The sequence below is a fragment of the Streptomyces sp. NPDC057249 genome (assembly GCF_042669245.1).
Classification (GTDB): domain Bacteria; phylum Actinomycetota; class Actinomycetes; order Streptomycetales; family Streptomycetaceae; genus Streptomyces.
Genome location: NZ_JBHUXS010000019.1, coordinates 65484 through 81884 on the forward strand (window position 1 = coordinate 65484; position 16401 = coordinate 81884).

General features: G+C 73.2%; 16 protein-coding genes. 7 read left to right on the forward strand and 9 right to left on the reverse strand.

The features are described 5' to 3' along the window. Positions 1–156 precede the first annotated feature (156 nt). Both ACFUJY_RS28755 and ACFUJY_RS28760 read left to right on the forward strand, forming a co-directional pair. Positions 157–1242 (forward strand): hypothetical protein, encoded by a 1086-nt coding sequence (locus ACFUJY_RS28755; RefSeq protein ID WP_383305029.1) that lies wholly within the window; start codon positions 157–159, stop codon positions 1240–1242. Between the two features lie 54 nt (positions 1243–1296). Beyond that, positions 1297–2610 (forward strand): MFS transporter, encoded by a 1314-nt coding sequence (locus tag ACFUJY_RS28760; RefSeq protein WP_383305031.1) that lies wholly within the window; start codon positions 1297–1299, stop codon positions 2608–2610. On the opposite strand, the gene ACFUJY_RS28765 is transcribed toward ACFUJY_RS28760, so the two are convergent. Further along, positions 2572–3417, reverse strand: a complete 846-nt coding sequence (locus ACFUJY_RS28765; RefSeq protein WP_383305032.1) for a spermidine synthase — start codon at positions 3415–3417, stop codon at positions 2572–2574. The two genes, ACFUJY_RS28760 and ACFUJY_RS28765, sit on opposite strands and share 39 nt — an antisense overlap. A gap of 165 nt (positions 3418–3582) precedes the next feature. Next, positions 3583–4752 (reverse strand): elongation factor Tu, encoded by a 1170-nt coding sequence (gene tuf, locus ACFUJY_RS28770; protein ID WP_383305034.1) that lies wholly within the window; start codon positions 4750–4752, stop codon positions 3583–3585. 364 nt (positions 4753–5116) lie between these two features. On the opposite strand from tuf, the gene ACFUJY_RS28775 reads away from it, so the two are divergent. Together ACFUJY_RS28775 and ACFUJY_RS28780 are read left to right on the forward strand one after the other, a co-directional pair. Beyond that, positions 5117–5827: a TVP38/TMEM64 family protein gene (locus ACFUJY_RS28775; RefSeq protein WP_383305036.1), complete on the forward strand. Its 711-nt coding sequence runs from the start codon at positions 5117–5119 to the stop codon at positions 5825–5827. A gap of 180 nt (positions 5828–6007) precedes the next feature. Then, positions 6008–6880 (forward strand): undecaprenyl-diphosphate phosphatase, encoded by an 873-nt coding sequence (locus tag ACFUJY_RS28780; protein WP_383305037.1) that lies wholly within the window; start codon positions 6008–6010, stop codon positions 6878–6880. A gap of 50 nt (positions 6881–6930) precedes the next feature. Here the strand turns inward: ACFUJY_RS28780 and ACFUJY_RS28785 are convergent, their stop codons facing one another. After that, positions 6931–7308, reverse strand: a complete 378-nt coding sequence (locus tag ACFUJY_RS28785) for a hypothetical protein (RefSeq protein WP_203601496.1) — start codon at positions 7306–7308, stop codon at positions 6931–6933. A gap of 152 nt (positions 7309–7460) precedes the next feature. Here ACFUJY_RS28785 and ACFUJY_RS28790 point away from each other — a divergent pair, with 152 nt between their 5' ends. Next, positions 7461–8324: a universal stress protein gene (locus tag ACFUJY_RS28790; protein WP_383305040.1), complete on the forward strand. Its 864-nt coding sequence runs from the start codon at positions 7461–7463 to the stop codon at positions 8322–8324. 131 nt (positions 8325–8455) lie between these two features. Further along, positions 8456–10009 carry an apolipoprotein N-acyltransferase gene (gene lnt / locus ACFUJY_RS28795; RefSeq protein WP_383305141.1) on the forward strand — a complete coding sequence of 518 codons (1554 nt, stop codon included), beginning with the start codon at positions 8456–8458 and terminating at the stop codon, positions 10007–10009. Here lnt and ACFUJY_RS28800 read toward each other — a convergent pair. Next, complete coding sequence (locus ACFUJY_RS28800) at positions 10006–10905, reverse strand: Gfo/Idh/MocA family protein (RefSeq protein ID WP_383305042.1); 900 nt, start codon at positions 10903–10905, stop codon at positions 10006–10008. The two genes, lnt and ACFUJY_RS28800, sit on opposite strands and share 4 nt — an antisense overlap. 303 nt (positions 10906–11208) lie before the next feature. On the opposite strand from ACFUJY_RS28800, the gene ACFUJY_RS28805 reads away from it, so the two are divergent. Further along, entirely contained in the window at positions 11209–11649 is a 441-nt protein-coding gene (locus ACFUJY_RS28805) for a hypothetical protein (RefSeq protein WP_383305143.1), read from the forward strand. A 25-nt stretch (positions 11650–11674) separates the two neighbouring features. On the opposite strand, the gene ACFUJY_RS28810 is transcribed toward ACFUJY_RS28805, so the two are convergent. The 5 genes from ACFUJY_RS28810 to fabG all read right to left on the reverse strand — a co-directional run bounded on the left by ACFUJY_RS28810 (position 11675) and on the right by fabG (position 16285). Continuing rightward, positions 11675–12160 (reverse strand): hypothetical protein, encoded by a 486-nt coding sequence (locus ACFUJY_RS28810; protein WP_383305044.1) that lies wholly within the window; start codon positions 12158–12160, stop codon positions 11675–11677. A gap of 96 nt (positions 12161–12256) precedes the next feature. Next, positions 12257–12940 (reverse strand): uracil-DNA glycosylase, encoded by a 684-nt coding sequence (locus ACFUJY_RS28815; RefSeq protein ID WP_018105164.1) that lies wholly within the window; start codon positions 12938–12940, stop codon positions 12257–12259. A 103-nt stretch (positions 12941–13043) separates the two neighbouring features. Further along, positions 13044–14630, reverse strand: a complete 1587-nt coding sequence (locus ACFUJY_RS28820; protein ID WP_383305145.1) for an ABC transporter substrate-binding protein — start codon at positions 14628–14630, stop codon at positions 13044–13046. A gap of 117 nt (positions 14631–14747) precedes the next feature. Further along, positions 14748–15503 (reverse strand): SDR family oxidoreductase, encoded by a 756-nt coding sequence (locus ACFUJY_RS28825; RefSeq protein ID WP_383305046.1) that lies wholly within the window; start codon positions 15501–15503, stop codon positions 14748–14750. Positions 15504–15523: 20 nt separating this feature from the next. After that, positions 15524–16285: a 3-oxoacyl-ACP reductase FabG gene (gene fabG / locus ACFUJY_RS28830; protein ID WP_383305048.1), complete on the reverse strand. Its 762-nt coding sequence runs from the start codon at positions 16283–16285 to the stop codon at positions 15524–15526. Positions 16286–16401 lie beyond the last annotated feature (116 nt).

A 16401-nucleotide genomic window follows, 5' to 3' on the forward strand; every position in this document is an offset into this window, starting at 1 on the left:
CTGTTCAGCGCTCATGGACGCGATGTTACTCACGGGTAGACACCTTTGGCCATGCTTCTGCCGACACTCACCGGCCCGGCCGCCGCCGCTCCTTCACCGTTCGCACACGGGGGCGGACGTAGCACGCCGGGCGGGGCCCCTCTATCGTTACTCGCCATGTGGCCAGGACAGCAGCCGCCCGGGGGCGAGCAGAACCCGCAGGACCAGAACCAGAACCCGTACCAGCAGCCGGGGTACCAGCAGCCGAATCCCTATCAGCAGCCGGGATATCAGCAGCAGGGCCAGCAGTCGGGCCAGCAGCCCGGCTACGGCTACCCGCAGCAGGGCGCGCAGGGGGGGTACGGACAGCCCAACCCGTACCAGCAGCCGACGGTTCCGCAGTACGCGGTGCCCGGCCCTCCCGGTGACCCGCAGCCGGGCAACGACAAGAAGAAGACGACGGTCGTCGCCATCGTCGCGGCGACCGCGGTCGTGGTGGCCGCCGCGGTCACCGGCGTCGTCGTGCTGAACAAGGACGACGACAAGGACGGCAAGAACGTCGCCGACGGCAAGAAGTCGTCCGCGCCCGCCAAGCCGTCCGGCTCCGCGTCCTCGCCCGCGGCCAACCCGCGCGGCGGCGAGGACGCCAAGCCGCAGATCGCGGGCTGGAAGGTCGTGACGAACCCCAAGTGGGGCACCCAGTTCGACGTTCCGGGCGACTGGGAGGTGTCCCCGCCCGGCGTGCTGTCCTACTTCGAGGACGAGAAGAAGAACGACGGCCTGCCGCTCATCGGCTTCACCGGGCCCGCGGACCTCAAGAAGAAGTGGTGCACCGACGACGCCGACAAGGACGGCACGGAGGACAAGTACAGCCTGGCCGGCGCCGGCACCCGCGGCGCCGAGGGTGCCACGGACGCCGATGTGAACGCCCGTAACGAGGCGGGCACCTGGGCCTGGGCCGCGTTCGCGCAGCACATGCCGAAGAAGAGCATCAAGATCAGCAAGGCCAAGCCGTACACCACCAAGTCGGGGCTGAGCGGGAGCCTGGTCACCGCGACCGCGCCCAACGTCACCAAGCGCTCGAAGTGCACCAGCGACGGCAAGACGTACGCCTTCACGTTCAAGAACAGCAAGGGCGCGTTCTCGTCGTGGGTGCTGTACGCCGCAGCGGACGTGGACGACGAGCTGCCGAACGCGACGATCGAGAAGATCCTCAGCACCGTGCGCCTGGTGCCGGTGGTCGACCCCGACGGCGAATCCTGACCCCGGTACGGGAACTCATTTGCGCAACGGGGCGGCTGCCGCGATAGTCCCTGGGTGACCGAAGCAGCCGCCCCCGCCCCCCGCTCCGCCCGCCCCGTCCCGGCGGGCCGCAACTACCGGCTGCTGACCGCCGCCTCGATCATCACCGGCCTGGGCACCCACGGCGCGCTGATCGCGGCGGCGTTCGCGGTTCTCCAGACGGGCGGCGACGGCGGCGACGTCGGGCTCGTGGCCGCCGCCAGGACCGTGCCGCTGGTGCTGTTCCTGCTCATCGGCGGGGCGATCGCCGACCGGATACCGCGCCACCGGGTGATGGTCGCGGCCAACACCCTCAACTGCGTCTCCCAGGGCCTCTTCGCCCTCCTCGTCCTGGCCGGCGATCCGAAGCTGTGGCAGATGATGCTGCTCACCGCGCTCTGCGGTACCGGGCAGGCGTTCTTCAGCCCGGCGGCCGAGGGCATGCTGATGTCGAGCGTCAGCGGCGAGCAGGCGAGCCGGGCCTTCGCACTCTTCCGGATGTCCACCCAGGGCGCCGCGATCGGTGGTGCGGCCCTCGGCGGCGCCATGATCGCGGCCATGGACCCCGGCTGGGTGCTCGCCGTGGACGCGGCGGCCTTCGCGGTCGCGGGAGCCCTGCGCGCCTTCCTCGACGTCAGCCACATCCCGGCGCGTGAGCCCGGGGGCGGGCTGCTCGCGGACCTGCGGGACGGCTGGAAGGAGTTCACGGGCCGCCCGTGGCTCTGGTCCATCGTCGCCCAGTTCTCCGTGGTGGTCGCCGCCGTCGGCGCGGCCGAGGCGGTCTACGGGCCGCTGGTCGCCCGCGACGAACTGGGCGGCGCCCGGCCCTGGGGGTTCGCGCTCGCCGCGTTCGGCGTCGGCAACCTGGCCGGGGCGCTGCTGATGATGCGGTGGAAGCCGCGTCGGCTGCTGCTGGCCGGGACGCTCTGCGTCTTCCCGCTGGCCCTGCCGTCGGCCGGGCTCGCGGTCCCGCTGTCGGCGACCTGGCTCTGCCTGGTGATGTTCGTCAGCGGTACGGCGATCGAGGTGTTCGGCGTGTCGTGGATGACGGCCATGCACCAGGAGATCCCGGAGGAGAAGCTGTCGCGCGTCTCGGCGTACGACTGGTTCGGTTCGGTGGCCATGGTGCCGGTCGCCACCGCCCTCGCCGGACCGGTCGAGTCCCTGGTCGGACGCAGTCAGGCGCTGTGGGGGTGCGCGGGCCTGATCGTGCTCGTCACGGGGCTGGTGCTGTTCGTGCCGGACGTACGCAACCTGACCCGCCGGACCGAGTCGGTCGAGATCGCCGCCGCCCCGCTCGTGCCGCCCGCCTCAGCCGACGCGGAAGGCGCCGTCGGGCGGCTCGGGTGACGCCACCGCGTCCTCGTCCCCGACCGGCCGGGCCCCGCCGGTGAACGCGGCCAGCGCCGCACCGTGCTCCACCCGCGCCGCGAACGCGTCCGCCGCGCACCGCCGGGCCAGGGCCGCCGTGTCGAACGGGGCACGGGAGGCGACGAGGACCACGTTGCCGAAGCGGCGGCCGCGCAGCACGCCCGGCTCCGCGATCAGCGCCAGCTCACCGAAGACCGCCGCGAAGGTGGCCAGCTGCGAGCGCAGGAAGCCGAACGGCGGCCCGTCGGCCAGGTTCGCGGCGTAGATCCCGTCCGGGCGCAGCGCCCGCGCCGCCGCCCTGGCGTACGGGACCGAGGTGAGGTGGGCGGGGACCCGGGACCCGCCGAAGACGTCCGCGATCAGCAGGTCCACCGAGCCGGGGGCGGTGCCCTCCAGCCGGGCGCGGGCGTCCGCCACGTGCACGGTGATGCCGCAGTCCGCGGGCAGCGGCAGGTGCTCCGCGACGAGGCCGAGCAGCCCGCGGTCCGCGTCCGCCACCTCCTGCCGGGAGCCGGGGCGGGTGGCCGCGACGTACCGGGGCAGGGTGAGGCCGCCGCCGCCCAGGTGCAGGACGTCCAGCGCTTCGCCCGGGTCCGCCGCGCAGTCCACGACGTGGCCGAGCCGGCGGGCGTACTCGAACTCCAGGTGCTCGGGCGCGTCGAGGTCGACGTATGACTGCGGGGCGCCGTCGACCGTGAGCAGCCAGGCCCGTTCCCGGTCCACGTCGGGGAGGAGGCGTGCGGTGCCGTGGTCCACGTCCCGGACGACGGGTATCGACTCGTTCACTCCCCCATTGTGCGGGCTGCCGGCGGACGGGCCCGCCCTCCCCGGCCGCCGGCGGACGGGCCCGCCCTCCCCGGCCGCCGGCGGACGGGCCCGCCCTCCCCGGCCGCCGGCGGACGGGCCCGCCCTCCCCCCGGGCGGGGAAGACGGGCCCGGTGGCCGCACCGCTCAGAGCAGCTCCGTGACGGTGCCCGCGCCGACCGTGCGGCCGCCCTCCCGGATCGCGAAGCCGAGGCCCGCCTCCAACGGGACGTCCCGGCCCAGCTCGACGGTCATGGTGACCGTGTCCCCGGGCCGCGCGACCGCCGCCTCGCCGAGGTCCACGTCGCCGACCACGTCGGCCGTGCGGATGTAGAACTGCGGCCGGTACCCGGTGGTGACCGGGGTGGTCCGGCCGCCCTCGCGCCCCGACAGGACGTACACCCGCGCGGTGAAGCGCCGGCTCGGAGTGACGCTGCCCGGCGCCGCGACGACGTGGCCGCGGCGCACCCGGTCGCGCTCGACGCCGCGCAGGAGCAGCGCGACGTTGTCGCCGGCCTCGGCGGACTCCATCGGTTTCCCGAAGGTCTCCAGACCCGTGACGACCGTCTCGATGTCCGGGCCGAGCACCGCCACCCGGTCGCCGACGCGGACCGTGCCGCGCTCCACGGCACCGGTGACGACCGTGCCCCGCCCGGTGATGGTCAGGACGTTCTCCACCGGCAGCAGGAACGGCGCGTCGGTGTAGCGCACCGGCATCGGTACGTACGTGTCGACGGCGTCGAGCAGCGCCTCCACGGCCGCCGTCCAGCGCGGGTCGCCCTCCAGCGCCCGCAGCCCCGACACCCGTACGACGGGCACCGTGTCGCCGCCGTAGCCGTGCGCGGACAGCAGCTCGCGGACCTCCAGCTCGACCAGGTCGGTCAGCTCGGGGTCACCGGCGTCCGCCTTGTTGAGCGCGACCACGATGTGGTCGACGCCCACCTGGCGGGCGAGCAGCACGTGCTCGGCGGTCTGCGGCATGATCCCGTCGACCGCGGAGACGACGAGGATCGCCCCGTCGAGCTGGGCGGCCCCGGTGACCATGTTCTTGATGTAGTCGGCGTGGCCGGGCATGTCGATGTGCGCGTAGTGCCGGGTGCCGGTCTCGTACTCGACGTGCGCGATGTTGATGGTGATGCCGCGCTGCGCCTCCTCGGGCGCGCGGTCGATGCGGTCGAAGGGGACGAAGGTGCCGGTGCCGCGGTCGCTGAGCACCTTGGTGATGGCGGCGGTCAGGGTCGTCTTGCCGTGGTCGACGTGGCCCATGGTGCCGATGTTGAGGTGCGGCTTGGTGCGCACGTATGCCGTCTTGGGCATGGGTTCATTCCTTGGGATGCGAAGCGTGACGTGAGGACCCCGGAGGCCGGCCGACCCTCCCCTCGCGGGGTCCGCCGGACGGCCGGGGGAGGGTCAGCTGCGGGCGCCGCCGAGGGGCGCTGCGGCAGCGGTGACCGCTGCGGCGACAACTGCTGCGAGTGCGCACACGGCAGCCTTCGGCGCGTCCGCGACTGCGGACGGCGCTGCGGGGAAGGCGTACCGGGACATGCGCCGATCATCTCGGACGGGCCGCCCTGCCGTCGAGTGAATTACGGCGGGCCGTACGCGGATTGGGCCCGGGCGGCCGTGGACCGTCCGGGGCGCATTACGGCGATCACACACCTTTGTCGGTTACTCTCCCCGAATGCTCGACGCCGTCCCCGCCACCCGGCCCGCCCCCGGCCTCGCCGTGCGCTGCACGCGGGTGCTGCTGTCGCCGTGGTGCCGGCTCTCGCTGCTCGTCGCCGTGCTGGTGGGCGCCGCGACGGCCATGCTGCTCCTGGAGCCGCAGCGGCTGCTGACCTCCGGCCGGCTCGGGGAGCTGAGCGGCGGTTCCACGGCGGTGGTGCTCTTCGGACTCGCGTACGGCGTCTGCACGGTGGCCTTCGTGCCGCGCCCCCTGCTGAACCTCGCGGCGGGCGCCCTGTTCGGGGCGCAGGCGGGTCTCGCGGCGGCGATCGGCGGCACGGTGCTGGGCGCGGGGGTCTCCTTCATGCTCGTCCGGGTCCTGGGGCAGGACGCGTTGCGCACCCTCGTGCGGGGGCGCTGGCTGCGGGCGGCGGACGGTCAGCTGAGCCGGCACGGCTTCCGCTCGATGCTGGCGCTGCGGCTGTTCCCCGGGGTGCCCTTCGCCGCCGCCAACTACTGCGCCGCCGTCTCCCGCATGGGCTGTCCGCCGTTCCTGGTGGCGACGGGCCTGGGCTCGATCCCGAACACCGCCGCGTACGTGGTGGCGGGGAGCGAGGCGTCGTCGCCCACCTCGCCCGCGTTTCTGGCGGCGATGGGCTTCATCGTGCTGACGGGGGCCGGAGCGGCGGTGGTCGCCTGGCGCCGCCGCCACCGCCTGGGCGGCTGAGGGCGGCGACGGGCCGGGGCGCGCGGGGGTTGTCGCCGGGCGTTCACCCGGGGGCGATACGCTGCCCGCGACCGACAGACGAAACAGGGCCCGTCCGGGCCCTGTCCTCGCACGACCGCACGCCGCCGGCGCCCGATGCCGGCGGCCGGTGCACGAGTATCCCGGGATGGCCCAAGCCCCATGAGCTGGTTCGAATCGTTCGTCCTCGGCCTCGTCCAGGGACTGACCGAGTTCCTGCCGATCTCCTCCAGCGCGCATCTGCGGCTCACCGCGGCGTTCGCCGACTGGCAGGACCCGGGCGCGGCCTTCACCGCGATCACCCAGATCGGCACGGAGGCCGCGGTCCTCATCTACTTCCGCAAGGACATCGCCCGGATCGTCTCGGCGTGGTTCAGGTCGCTGACGGACCGTTCGATGCGGGGCGACCACGACGCCAAGATGGGCTGGCTGGTCATCGTCGGCTCCATCCCGATCGGCGTGCTGGGCCTGACGTTCCAGGACCAGATCGAGGGCCCGTTCCGTGATCTGCGGCTGATCGCGACCACGCTGATCGTGATGGGCGTCGTGCTCGGCTTCGCGGACCGGATGGCCGCCCGCGACGAGAAGGGCGGCAGGCACCGGGCCGGCAAGCAGCGCAAGACCCTCCGCGAACTGGGGGTCAAGGACGGCCTCATCTACGGGTGCTGCCAGGCGATGGCCCTCGTCCCCGGCGTCTCGCGGTCCGGCGCCACGATCAGCGGTGGTCTCCTGATGGGCTACACCCGGGAGGCGGCTGCGCGTTACTCGTTCCTGCTGGCGGTCCCGGCGGTGCTCGCCTCGGGTGTCTTCGAGCTGAAGGACGCGGGCGAGGGCCACGTCTCCTGGGGCCCGACGATCTTCGCGACGGTGATCGCGTTCGGGGTGGGGTACGCGGTCATCGCCTGGTTCATGAAGTTCATCACGACGAAGAGCTTCATGCCGTTCGTGATCTACCGGATCGTCCTGGGCGCGGTGATCTTCTTCCTCGTCGGCACCGACGCGCTGAGCCCGCACGCGGGTGAGTCCGCGGGCTGACGTCCGCCGTACACGGTGCCGCCCCCGGCCGTGCCGGGGGCGGCACCGTGTCAGATCTCCGTGTCGCCGGGGCCCTCGGCGCCGAACTGCTCGGCGCGCAGGGCGAGGTCCTGAAGCACGTCCGCCGAGGTGACGTCCGTCTGCCCGGAGTCGTGGACCTGGGCCAGCATGGCGAACGCCAGGGTGAACGCCCCGACGAGCTGTTCCACCGCGCCGCCGACCTCACGGCCGACGACCACCACCACGTCCTCGACGGTGGCGTCCTCCGGGATGGCGATCCGGGGCATGGTCTCGTTGAGTAGGGCGGTCACCACGGTCGAGTCGGTGTCGGCGTCGTCGCGGTCAGGGTTCTCCTCCAGCAGCCGGCGCATCTCCCCCGCCTCGGTGAGGATGCCGACCACACGCTTCACCACTTCGCTCTGCTCCATACCGCGAGCATAGGCGCAGCCGGACCGGCCCATGAGGACAAACGGTGTGCGGGGTCACGCCGTGCCGGGGCCCGGACGGCCGCCTCCGCCTCGGCACCGGTGCCCGCGCCGCCGTAGCGTACGAGACAGGTCCGGACGGCGGAGAGGAACCCATGAGCGGCACCGAGCTTCCCGTGATCGCGGCGGTCGACGGCTCCTCGCACAGCATGGACGCGCTGGACTGGGCGGCCCGTGAGGCGGTCGTACGGGGTCTGCCGCTGCTCATCGTGCACGTGCGGCAACTGGCCCGGCGCACCGACCAGGAGGCGCAGGAGCGGGAGGCGGGCGACCTGCTGGCCTCGGCCGTGCACCGGGTGGCCCGGATCGCCCCGGGGCTGCGGCCCACGACGCTCGCCCCGCTCGACTTCCCGTCGGCGGCGCTGGTCTCGCTGAGCCGGGACGCCTCGCTGCTGGTGCTCGGCTCGCGCGGCCTCGGCGGGTTCCGGTCCCTGATGCTGGGCTCCAACAGCCTGGCGACGGCGTCCATGGCGAAGTGCCCCGTGGTGATCGTGCACGGCGGCCGGGACGACGAGGAGCCGGCCGGCGCGGGCGAGGTCTTCCCGGACATCGTCGCCGGGGTGGCCGCCGACGAGAGCAGCGAAGGAGTGCTGGACTTCGCCTTCGAGACGGCGGCGGCGCACCTGGGGGCGCGGCTGCGGATCGTGCACGGCTGGACGATGTTCTCGTCCATGCTGTCCGGGGGGCCGGTCTTCGACCGGGACGCGGCGGCGGACGCGGCCGAGCGGTCGCTGGCCGAACTGACGGCCGGTTGGCGGGCCGCGTACCCGCAGGTCGAGGTCATGAAGGAGCCGGTCAACGGCTCCGCGACACGCACGCTGGTCACCGCGTCCGCGACGGCGTCGCTGACCGTGGTCGGGCGGCGGCGCGGCGGTGAGTCGCTGGGCCTCGGGCTGTCGCCGGTGGCGCACACGACGCTCACCCACGCGATGGGCCCGGTGGCCGTCGTCCCCTGCTGAGGGCCGGGCCGCGTCCGCTGCCGCACACTGGGCAGAAGACCGGGACCGGATGGCGGACGGACCTGCCGGCGGGCGGGGCAAGGAGGTGCGGCGTGGACCTGTGGACCCGGTGGCACGAGCGGGGTGCGCGCATGCTCGGCCGGCGCCCGGGACGCGTGGCCGCCGCACTGGTGGCCGGTGCGCTGCCGGCGCTCGCCTTTCCCGCGCCCTCGCTGTGGTGGTTCGCCTACGTCTGCCTGGTTCCGTTGCTGTTGCTGGTGCGGTCCGCCGGAACGGGGCGCGGGGCGGCGCGCGACGCGTGGCTGGGCGGCACCGGGTACATGATCGCCGTGCACCACTGGCTGATGCCGAGCCTGCACGTGTTCATCGTGGTCCTCGCGGCGCTGCTGGGCCTGTTGTGGGCGCCGTGGGGGCTGCTGGCGCACCGGCTGCTGCGGGGCCCGGTGAGCGGGCGGGCGGCGGTCGCCGCGGTCGTCCTGGTGCCGTCCGGCTGGCTGATGATCGAGCTGGTGCGGTCCTGGGAGGCGCTGGGCGGCCCGTGGGGGCTGCTGGGGGCGAGCCAGTGGCAGGTGGAACCGGCGCTCCGGCTGGCCTCGGTGGGCGGCGTGTGGCTGGTGAGCCTGCTGGTGGTGGCGGTGAACACGGCGCTCACGGTGCTGCTGGTGCACTCCGCCGCCCGCGTCGTGGCCGTCGTGACGCTCCTGGTGGGCGCGCTGGTGGTCGGGGCGGCCTGGGTGTGGGCGCCGCACCCCGAACGGGCGGGCACGGCCAGGGTGGCCGTCGTGCAGCCCGGGATCGTGGCGGGGCCGGACAGCATCCAGCGCAGGTTCGCCCGCGGCGAGGCGCTGACCCGGTCGCTCGCGGGGCGCGGCGTCGACCTGGTGGTGTGGGGCGAGAGCAGCGTCGGCGTGGACCCGGTCCGGCGGCCGGACCTCGCGGCCCGGCTCGCGGCGCTGTCGCGGTCGGTGGACGCCGGCCTCCTGGTGAACGTGGACGCCCGGCAGACCGACGCGGCGGGGCGCACCGGGATCTTCAAGAGCGCGGTGCTGGTCGGGCCCCGGGGGCTCACCGGGGACCGGTACGACAAGATGCGCCTCGTGCCGTTCGGCGAGTACGTCCCGGCCCGGTCGGCGCTCGGCTGGGCCACCTCGATGGGCCGGGCGGCGGGCGAGGACCGGCTGCGCGGCACGGAGCCGGTCACGATGCGGGTGCCCGGGGCGGACGGACTGCGCATCGGCCCGCTGGTCTGCTTCGAGTCCGCGTTCCCGGACATGAGCCGGCGTCTGGTCCGGGACGGGGCCGGAGTCCTGGTCGCCCAGTCCTCCACCTCGTCCTTCCAGCACGGCTGGGCCCCGGCCCAGCACGCCTCGCTCGGCGCGCTACGGGCGGCGGAGAGCGGCCGTCCGATGGTGCACGCCACCCTCACGGGCGTGAGCGCGGTGTACGGCCCGGCGGGCGAGCCCGTCGGGCCCCGCCTCGGCACGGAGACCAGCGGGACCGCCGTCTACGGGGTGCCGCTGGCCCGGGGCACGACGCTGTACGTCCGGTTCGGCGACTGGGCGCCGTACGGGGCGCTGGGGGTGCTGGCCGTCTTCTGTGCCGCGGAGGGCGTACGGGCCGCGCGCGCCCGGAGGCGGACGCGGCCCGTGGAGACGGTGACGCAGGCTTCCTGCAACACCCTTTAGGCGGCGTCGAGCTCCCGCAGGACGCGCTCGCAGAGTTCGTGGGTCTCCAGGGCGTCCCGGGCGCTCGGCCGACGGCCTTCTCGTACGGCGTCCAGGAAGGTCAGCACGGCCTGCTCGATGCCGCGCTGACGGGCCACCGGCACCCAGTCGCCGCGACGGCGCAGGCTCGGCTGGCCCTTGTGGTCGACGACCTCCGCGAGGTTGAGCACCTCACGCTTGGAGTCCTGGCCGGAGACCTCGAGGCGTTCTTCGGTCGAGCCGCTGAGCCGGTTCATCGCGCCGATCGCGGTGAAGCCGTCGCCGGAGAGCTGGAGCACGACGTGGTGCAGCAGACCGTCCACGAGCCGGCCGCTCACCACGGTGCGCTCGACGGGGCCGGGCACCAGGAAGCGCAGGGTGTCCACGACGTGGATGAAGTCGTCGAACACCATGGTCCGGGGCTCCTCGGGGAGCCCGACCCGGTTCTTCTGCAGGAGGATCAGTTCCCGCGGGTGCTCCGCGCACTGGGCGTAGCCCGGGGCCAGCCGGCGGTTGAAGCCGACGGCGAGGCCGGTGGAGCGCGCCTCGGCGAGCTCCACCAGGCGGGTGGACTCCGCCAGCGTGTACGCGAGCGGCTTGTCGACGTACGTGGGGACGCCCGCGTCGAGCAGCCGGCCCACGATCTCGGGGTGGGCGGCGGTCGAGGCGTGCACGAACGCGGCGTCGAGCCCCTGGTCGAGCAGCGCGTCCAGGTCCCGGTGGCACCGGTCGGCCGGGATGCGGTGGGCCGCGGCGACCGTGTCCAGGGTGGCCGGGGTGCGGGTCTGGAGGTGGAGTTCGATGCCCGGCAGGGCGCCGAGCACCGGCAGGTACGCCTTCCGCGCGATGTCCCCGAGTCCGATGCAGCCGACCTTCACAGGGTGTTCCTCTCGCTGGTCAGCGCCGTGTTCCGGGCGCCTCCTTCGTCGTCCCGGCAGCATACGCGGCGTCTGCGGACCGCCGGCCGGCGCTCCCGTCGCAGGCGCGCGGGACCGGGCCGGGGCCTGCCGGGACGCACCGGCTCGGGCGGGCTTCGGTGCGGGCCGCCGGGACGCCGACGCGGCGTTCGGGCGGCGCCGTGCTGACCGGCGTCACTCGTGCGGGCGGATCGGGGGGCGACGGAGGCGTGGACCGGTCACCGGCCCCGCAGAGTTGATCAGGTGCAACGAACGAGAACCGCCGTGAAACTCCTGGCCTGCCTCGCGGTCGCGGCCCTGTCGGGGTGCGTGTCCGTCCAGCCGCAGCCGGCCGCGCCGCCGCGCCCCGGGGCCAGTCGGCCGGCCCACGACCTGGCCCCGCAGACCGCCGGGCCGCCGGTGCACGACACGCTGGAGGCCGTACCGAAGACGAAGCCGTCCCGCGCGGCCCCGCGGTCCGCCGCGCCGGAGCCGCCGCCGGGGCGCCCGGCCGCGCGCCCCGTCGAACCGCGCCTCCCGCCGGCGCGGCGGCCCGTGCCCGTCCCGGACCCGCCGCTGCCGCGCCGGATCGCCCCGGCGGCCCCCGCACCCGTCCTGCCCGCGCCCGGCGGCGGGACCGGGGTGTGCGCCCTCGGCAGGGGCTACGGCCACTGGCCGGCGGGCAGCCCGCAGTCCCGGATCTGCGACCGCACCTACGGGCGGTGAAGCGGCGGCGCCGCGAAGGCGCCGGTCACCACTCGCGCAGCCGCCGTTCCAGCCGGCCGATCGCGGCCCGGACGCCGCCCCCGTATCCGTCGTCCGTGCCGTCGTCGGCCAGGACCGCCGAGGCCGCCCGGGCCCGCTCCAGGTGGTCCCGGGCGGCGGCCGGGCGCTGCAGCTTCACGTAGTCCGCGGCGAGGTTGAGGTGCAGCGACGGGTAGAAGGCGCGCAGCGCGAGCGCGTCCCGGTCGCCGGCCAGGCGGTCGTCGGGCAGGGCCCGGGCGGCGGTCAGCGCGCGCAGGTCCCAGGCCAGCTCGTCGGCCGGATCGTCCTGCGTATCGGCGATGTAGTGCGCGAGGGTGCACCGGTGCAGGGCGTCGCCCCCGTCGCCGATCTCGGACCAGAGCGCGGTGAAGCGGTTGCGGGCCTCCTCCCGGTCGCCGCCGTGCAGCAGCATGACCGCCTGGCCGATCCTGGTCATGAAGACGTCCTCCGACGCCTCCCGCTGCTCCGTCACCACGGCCTCCTCGCACCCGTCCGCCCGGACCCGGCGGCCCGCCCGCCCCGACGCTAGCCGCCGGGGCGGGCGGACACGTGGAGGCTCGGGCGCGGCTCAGCCCAGGTCGGGGATGCGCCAGTCGATGGGCTGGTGGCCCTGCTGGGCGATGGCCTCGTTTATCTGGGTGAAGGGGCGGGAGCCGAAGAACTTCTTCGCCGACAGCGGCGAGGGGTGCGCGCCCTTCACCACCACATGGCGCTCGGTGTCGATCAGGGGGAGCTTCTTCTGCGCGTAGTTCCCCCAGAGGACGAAGACCGCCGGGTCGGGGCGGGCGGCGACGGCGCGGATCACCGCGTCGGTGACCTTCTCCCAGCCCTTGCCCTTGTGCGAGTTGGCCTCGCCCGCGCGGACGGTGAGCACGGCGTTGAGCAGCAGGACGCCCTGCTCGGCCCACGGCATCAGATAGCCGTTGTCCGGGACGGGCAGACCCAGCTCCTCCTTCATCTCCTTGTAGATGTTGCGCAGCGAGGGCGGGGTCTTCACGCCGGGCCGCACGGAGAAGCACAGACCGTGGCCCTGGCCCTCGCCGTGGTAGGGGTCCTGGCCGAGGACCAGGACCTTCACCTTGTCGTAGGGGGTCGCTTCCAGGGCCGCGAACACCTGCTCCCGGGGCGGGTAGACCGGTCCGGCGGAGCGCTCCTCCTCGACGAACTCGGTGAGCTCCTTGAAGTACGGCTTCTGCAGCTCTTCGCCGAGGACGCCGCGCCAGGACTCGGGCAGCAGGTCGGTGTCGGTCACGTGAACAACCTCCGGTAAGCAATCCGTTCTTGCTCACAGAACCTACCGGGCGCCACTGACAACGCGGTCCGGGCGGGCCACCGGGGGCCCGCCCGCCGCGGTGCTACCAACTCGCCTTGCGGTACAGCTCCCACATCTGCATGACGGTCTGCGGGTCCAGGGCGCGCTCGCCGCCGCCGATGTCGTCGCCCGCCGCCACGTACAGCTTGCCCTGCCAGAGCGGCAGCAGCCGCACGTCGTCCACCAGGATCTTCTGGGCCCGCTCGAACTCCTTGGCGACCGCGCCCCGGTCGCTCTGCTTGCGGGACCGGGGCAGCAGCTGCTTGGTGATCTCGTCCTGCACGTACGGCATGCCCGTGACGCTGTTCTTGCCCACGAACGGGGCGATGAAGTTGTCCGGGTCCGGGAAGTCCGGGAACCAGCCCCGGCCGAAGACCGGGTACTCCCCCTTGGTGAAGCCCTCCTGGAAGGTCTTCCACGGGCGGCTCTTGAGGGTGATGCGGAAGAGTCCGGACGCCTCGAGCTGGCGCTTCAGCTCGTCGAACTCGGGCGCGGTCGAGGAGCCGTAGCGGTCGGTGGTGTACCAGAAGGTCATCGGGACGGGCGTGGTGATGTGGGCGTCGGCCAGGATCTGGCGGGCCTTGTCCTTGCTGGGGTTGCCAAAGGTGTCGAAGAAGCTGGTGGTGTGCGTCGCGATGCCCTTGGGGACCATCGAGTACAGCGGTTCGGCCGTGCCCCGGTAGACCTTGGCGACGAGCGCGTCCCGGTCGACCAGCTGGGCTATCGCCCGGCGGACGGCCGGCTGGCCCGCGGCGGGGTCGTCCGGGTTGAAGACCAGGAAGCGGATGTCGGCGCCGGTGGACTCCACGATCTGGAGGTCGCCGCCCTCCCCGTTGGTGTTGCTGTCCTCGATGCTGACGACGTCCTCGGCGGACAGGCCGCGGTAGGTGGCGTCGATCTCGTTCTTCCGGAGCGCCTTCACCATGGCCCCGGAGTCCTTGAAGTACCGGATGGTCACGGCGTCGTTCTTGCGGTCGGCGAACCCCTTGTAGTCGGGGTTCTTCACCAGCTCGGAGCGGTCGCCCTGCTCGTAGGCGTCCAGCAGGTAGGGACCGGACCCGGTGACCTTGCCGTCGTCGCGGATCTTGTGCTTCGAGTACGCGCTCGGCGCGACCAGGGACATGGCCGGGGTGGCCAGGACGAACGGGAAGGTGGCGTCGGGCTTCTTCAGGTTGAAGATGACGACGTCGTCGCCCTTGGTCTCGACCCGGTCGAGCGAGCCGAGCATGCCGACGGGTCCGCCCTTGAGCCCGATCTCCGAGATCCGGTCGATGGAGTACTTCACGGCCGCCGCGTCCAGCTTGTCGCCGTTGGAGAACTTCAGCCCCTCGCGGAGCCGGCAGCGGTAGGCCGTGCTGGTCCGGTCGGTGAACCGGCACTCCTCGGCCGCGTCCGGCTCCGGCGTCGTACTGCCGGTGGGGAAGCTCACCAGGGTCTGGAACACGTTCCGCATCAGCTCCCAGGAGCCGTCCCACGCCGCCGCCGGGTCCAGGGTCGAAGGCTCACTGGTCGTCCCGACGGAGAGCTTCTGCTCCACGTCCGATCCGCCGCCGGGCAGCAGCCCGCAACCGGCCAGCAAGGACAGGGACGCAAGGGCTGCAGCAGCCTGCAGACTGGCCCGGTAGAACACGTGCACGCTCCTCGATCAGCCTTGGGTCGGCAGACCATACCGCAGCGCCCCGCCGGGTCAATCCGCAGGCCCGGCGGGGCACTTGAGGCAATCGGGGCCATATCGGCCCAGGCCGGATCAGCCGACTCCGGCATTCAGGAAAATGCCACCGTCGACGACCAGGGTCTGGCCCGTGATCCAGCCGGACTGGTCGGAGGTGAGGAAGGCCGCCGCGCCGCCGATGTCCTCCGGTACCCCGAGCCTGCCGAGCGGGTAGGCGGCCGCCGCCTCCTCCTCGCGGCCCTCGTACAGCGCCTGGGCGAACCGGGTCTTGACGACCGCCGGCGCGATCGAGTTGACCCGGACCACCGGCGCGAACTCGTGCGCCAGCTGGAGGGTCAGGTTGACCATGGCCGCCTTGCTCATCCCGTACGCGCCGATGAAGGGCGAGGCGGAGACGCCGGCGACCGAGGCGATGTTGACGATCGCCCCGCCGTGCTCCTTCTGCCACGCCTTCCAGGTCTGCTGGGCGAAGCCGAGCGCCGAGACCACGTTGGTCTCGAAGACCTTGCGGGCGACGTTCAGGTCGAGCTCCGCGATCGGCCCGAAGACCGGGTTGGTGCCCGCGTTGTTGACCAGGAAGTCGACCCGGCCGAACGCCTCCATGGTGCGGGCCACGGCCGCCGCCTGGTGCGCCTCGTCGTGCGCCTTGCCGGCGACGCCGATGACCCGGTCGGCGCCGAGCGTCTCGACGGCCTCCTTCAGCGCGTCCTCGTTGCGCCCGGTGATGCACACCCGGTCGCCGCGCTCGACGAGTGCCTGCGCGATGCCGTAGCCGATGCCCCGGCTCGCGCCGGTGATCAGCGCGACCTTGCCGCTGTCCTGCACAGTCATGATGTCCGCAGCCCTTCGGGTCAGTTGAGCGGTCCGCCGGCCACGTACATGACCTGGCCGGAGACGAAGCCGGCGGCGTCGCCCGTGAAGAAGGCGATGGCGTTGGCGATGTCGTCGGGGACGCCGACGCGCTGCACCGGGATCTGCGTGGCGGCGGCCGCCTGGAACTCCTCGAAGCCCATGCCGACGCGGGCCGCGGTCTGCGCGGTCATCTCGGTGACGATGAAGCCGGGCGCGACGGCGTTGGCGGTGATGCCGAACTTGCCGAGCTCCTTGGCGAGGGTCTTGGTGAAGCCCTGGAGACCCGCCTTGACCGCCGAGTAGTTGGCCTGGCCGCGGTTGCCGAGCGCCGAGGAGGAGGACAGCGACACGATACGGCCGAACTTGGCGTCCACCATGTGCTTCTGGACGGCCTTGGCCATCAGGAACGCGCCCTTGAGGTGCACGTTCATCACGGTGTCCCAGTCGGACTCGCTCATCTTGAAGAGCAGGTTGTCGCGGAGCACGCCCGCGTTGTTGACGAGGATCGTCGGGGCCCCCAGCTCGGCGGCGACGCGCGCCACGGCGGCCTCCACCTGGGCGCTGTCCGACACGTCGCAGCCGACGGCGAGGGCCTTGCCCCCGGCGGCGGTGATCTTCTCGACGGTGTCCTTGCAGGCCGCCTCGTCGAGGTCGAGTACGGCGACGGCGCGGCCCTCGGCCGCCAGACGTACCGCGGTGGCGGCACCGATGCCCCGGGCCGCTCCCGTCACGATGGCTACGCGCTGTTCGCTGGTCGACATGCTTGGCTCTCCTCGCCCTTGGATAGCGGCTCAGCGGACGTCGGGGGCTCGGAGAGACCCGCCCGATGACTGAGCAACCGCTTAGTACCTTCAGCAGACGAGACGCTAGAAGCCCT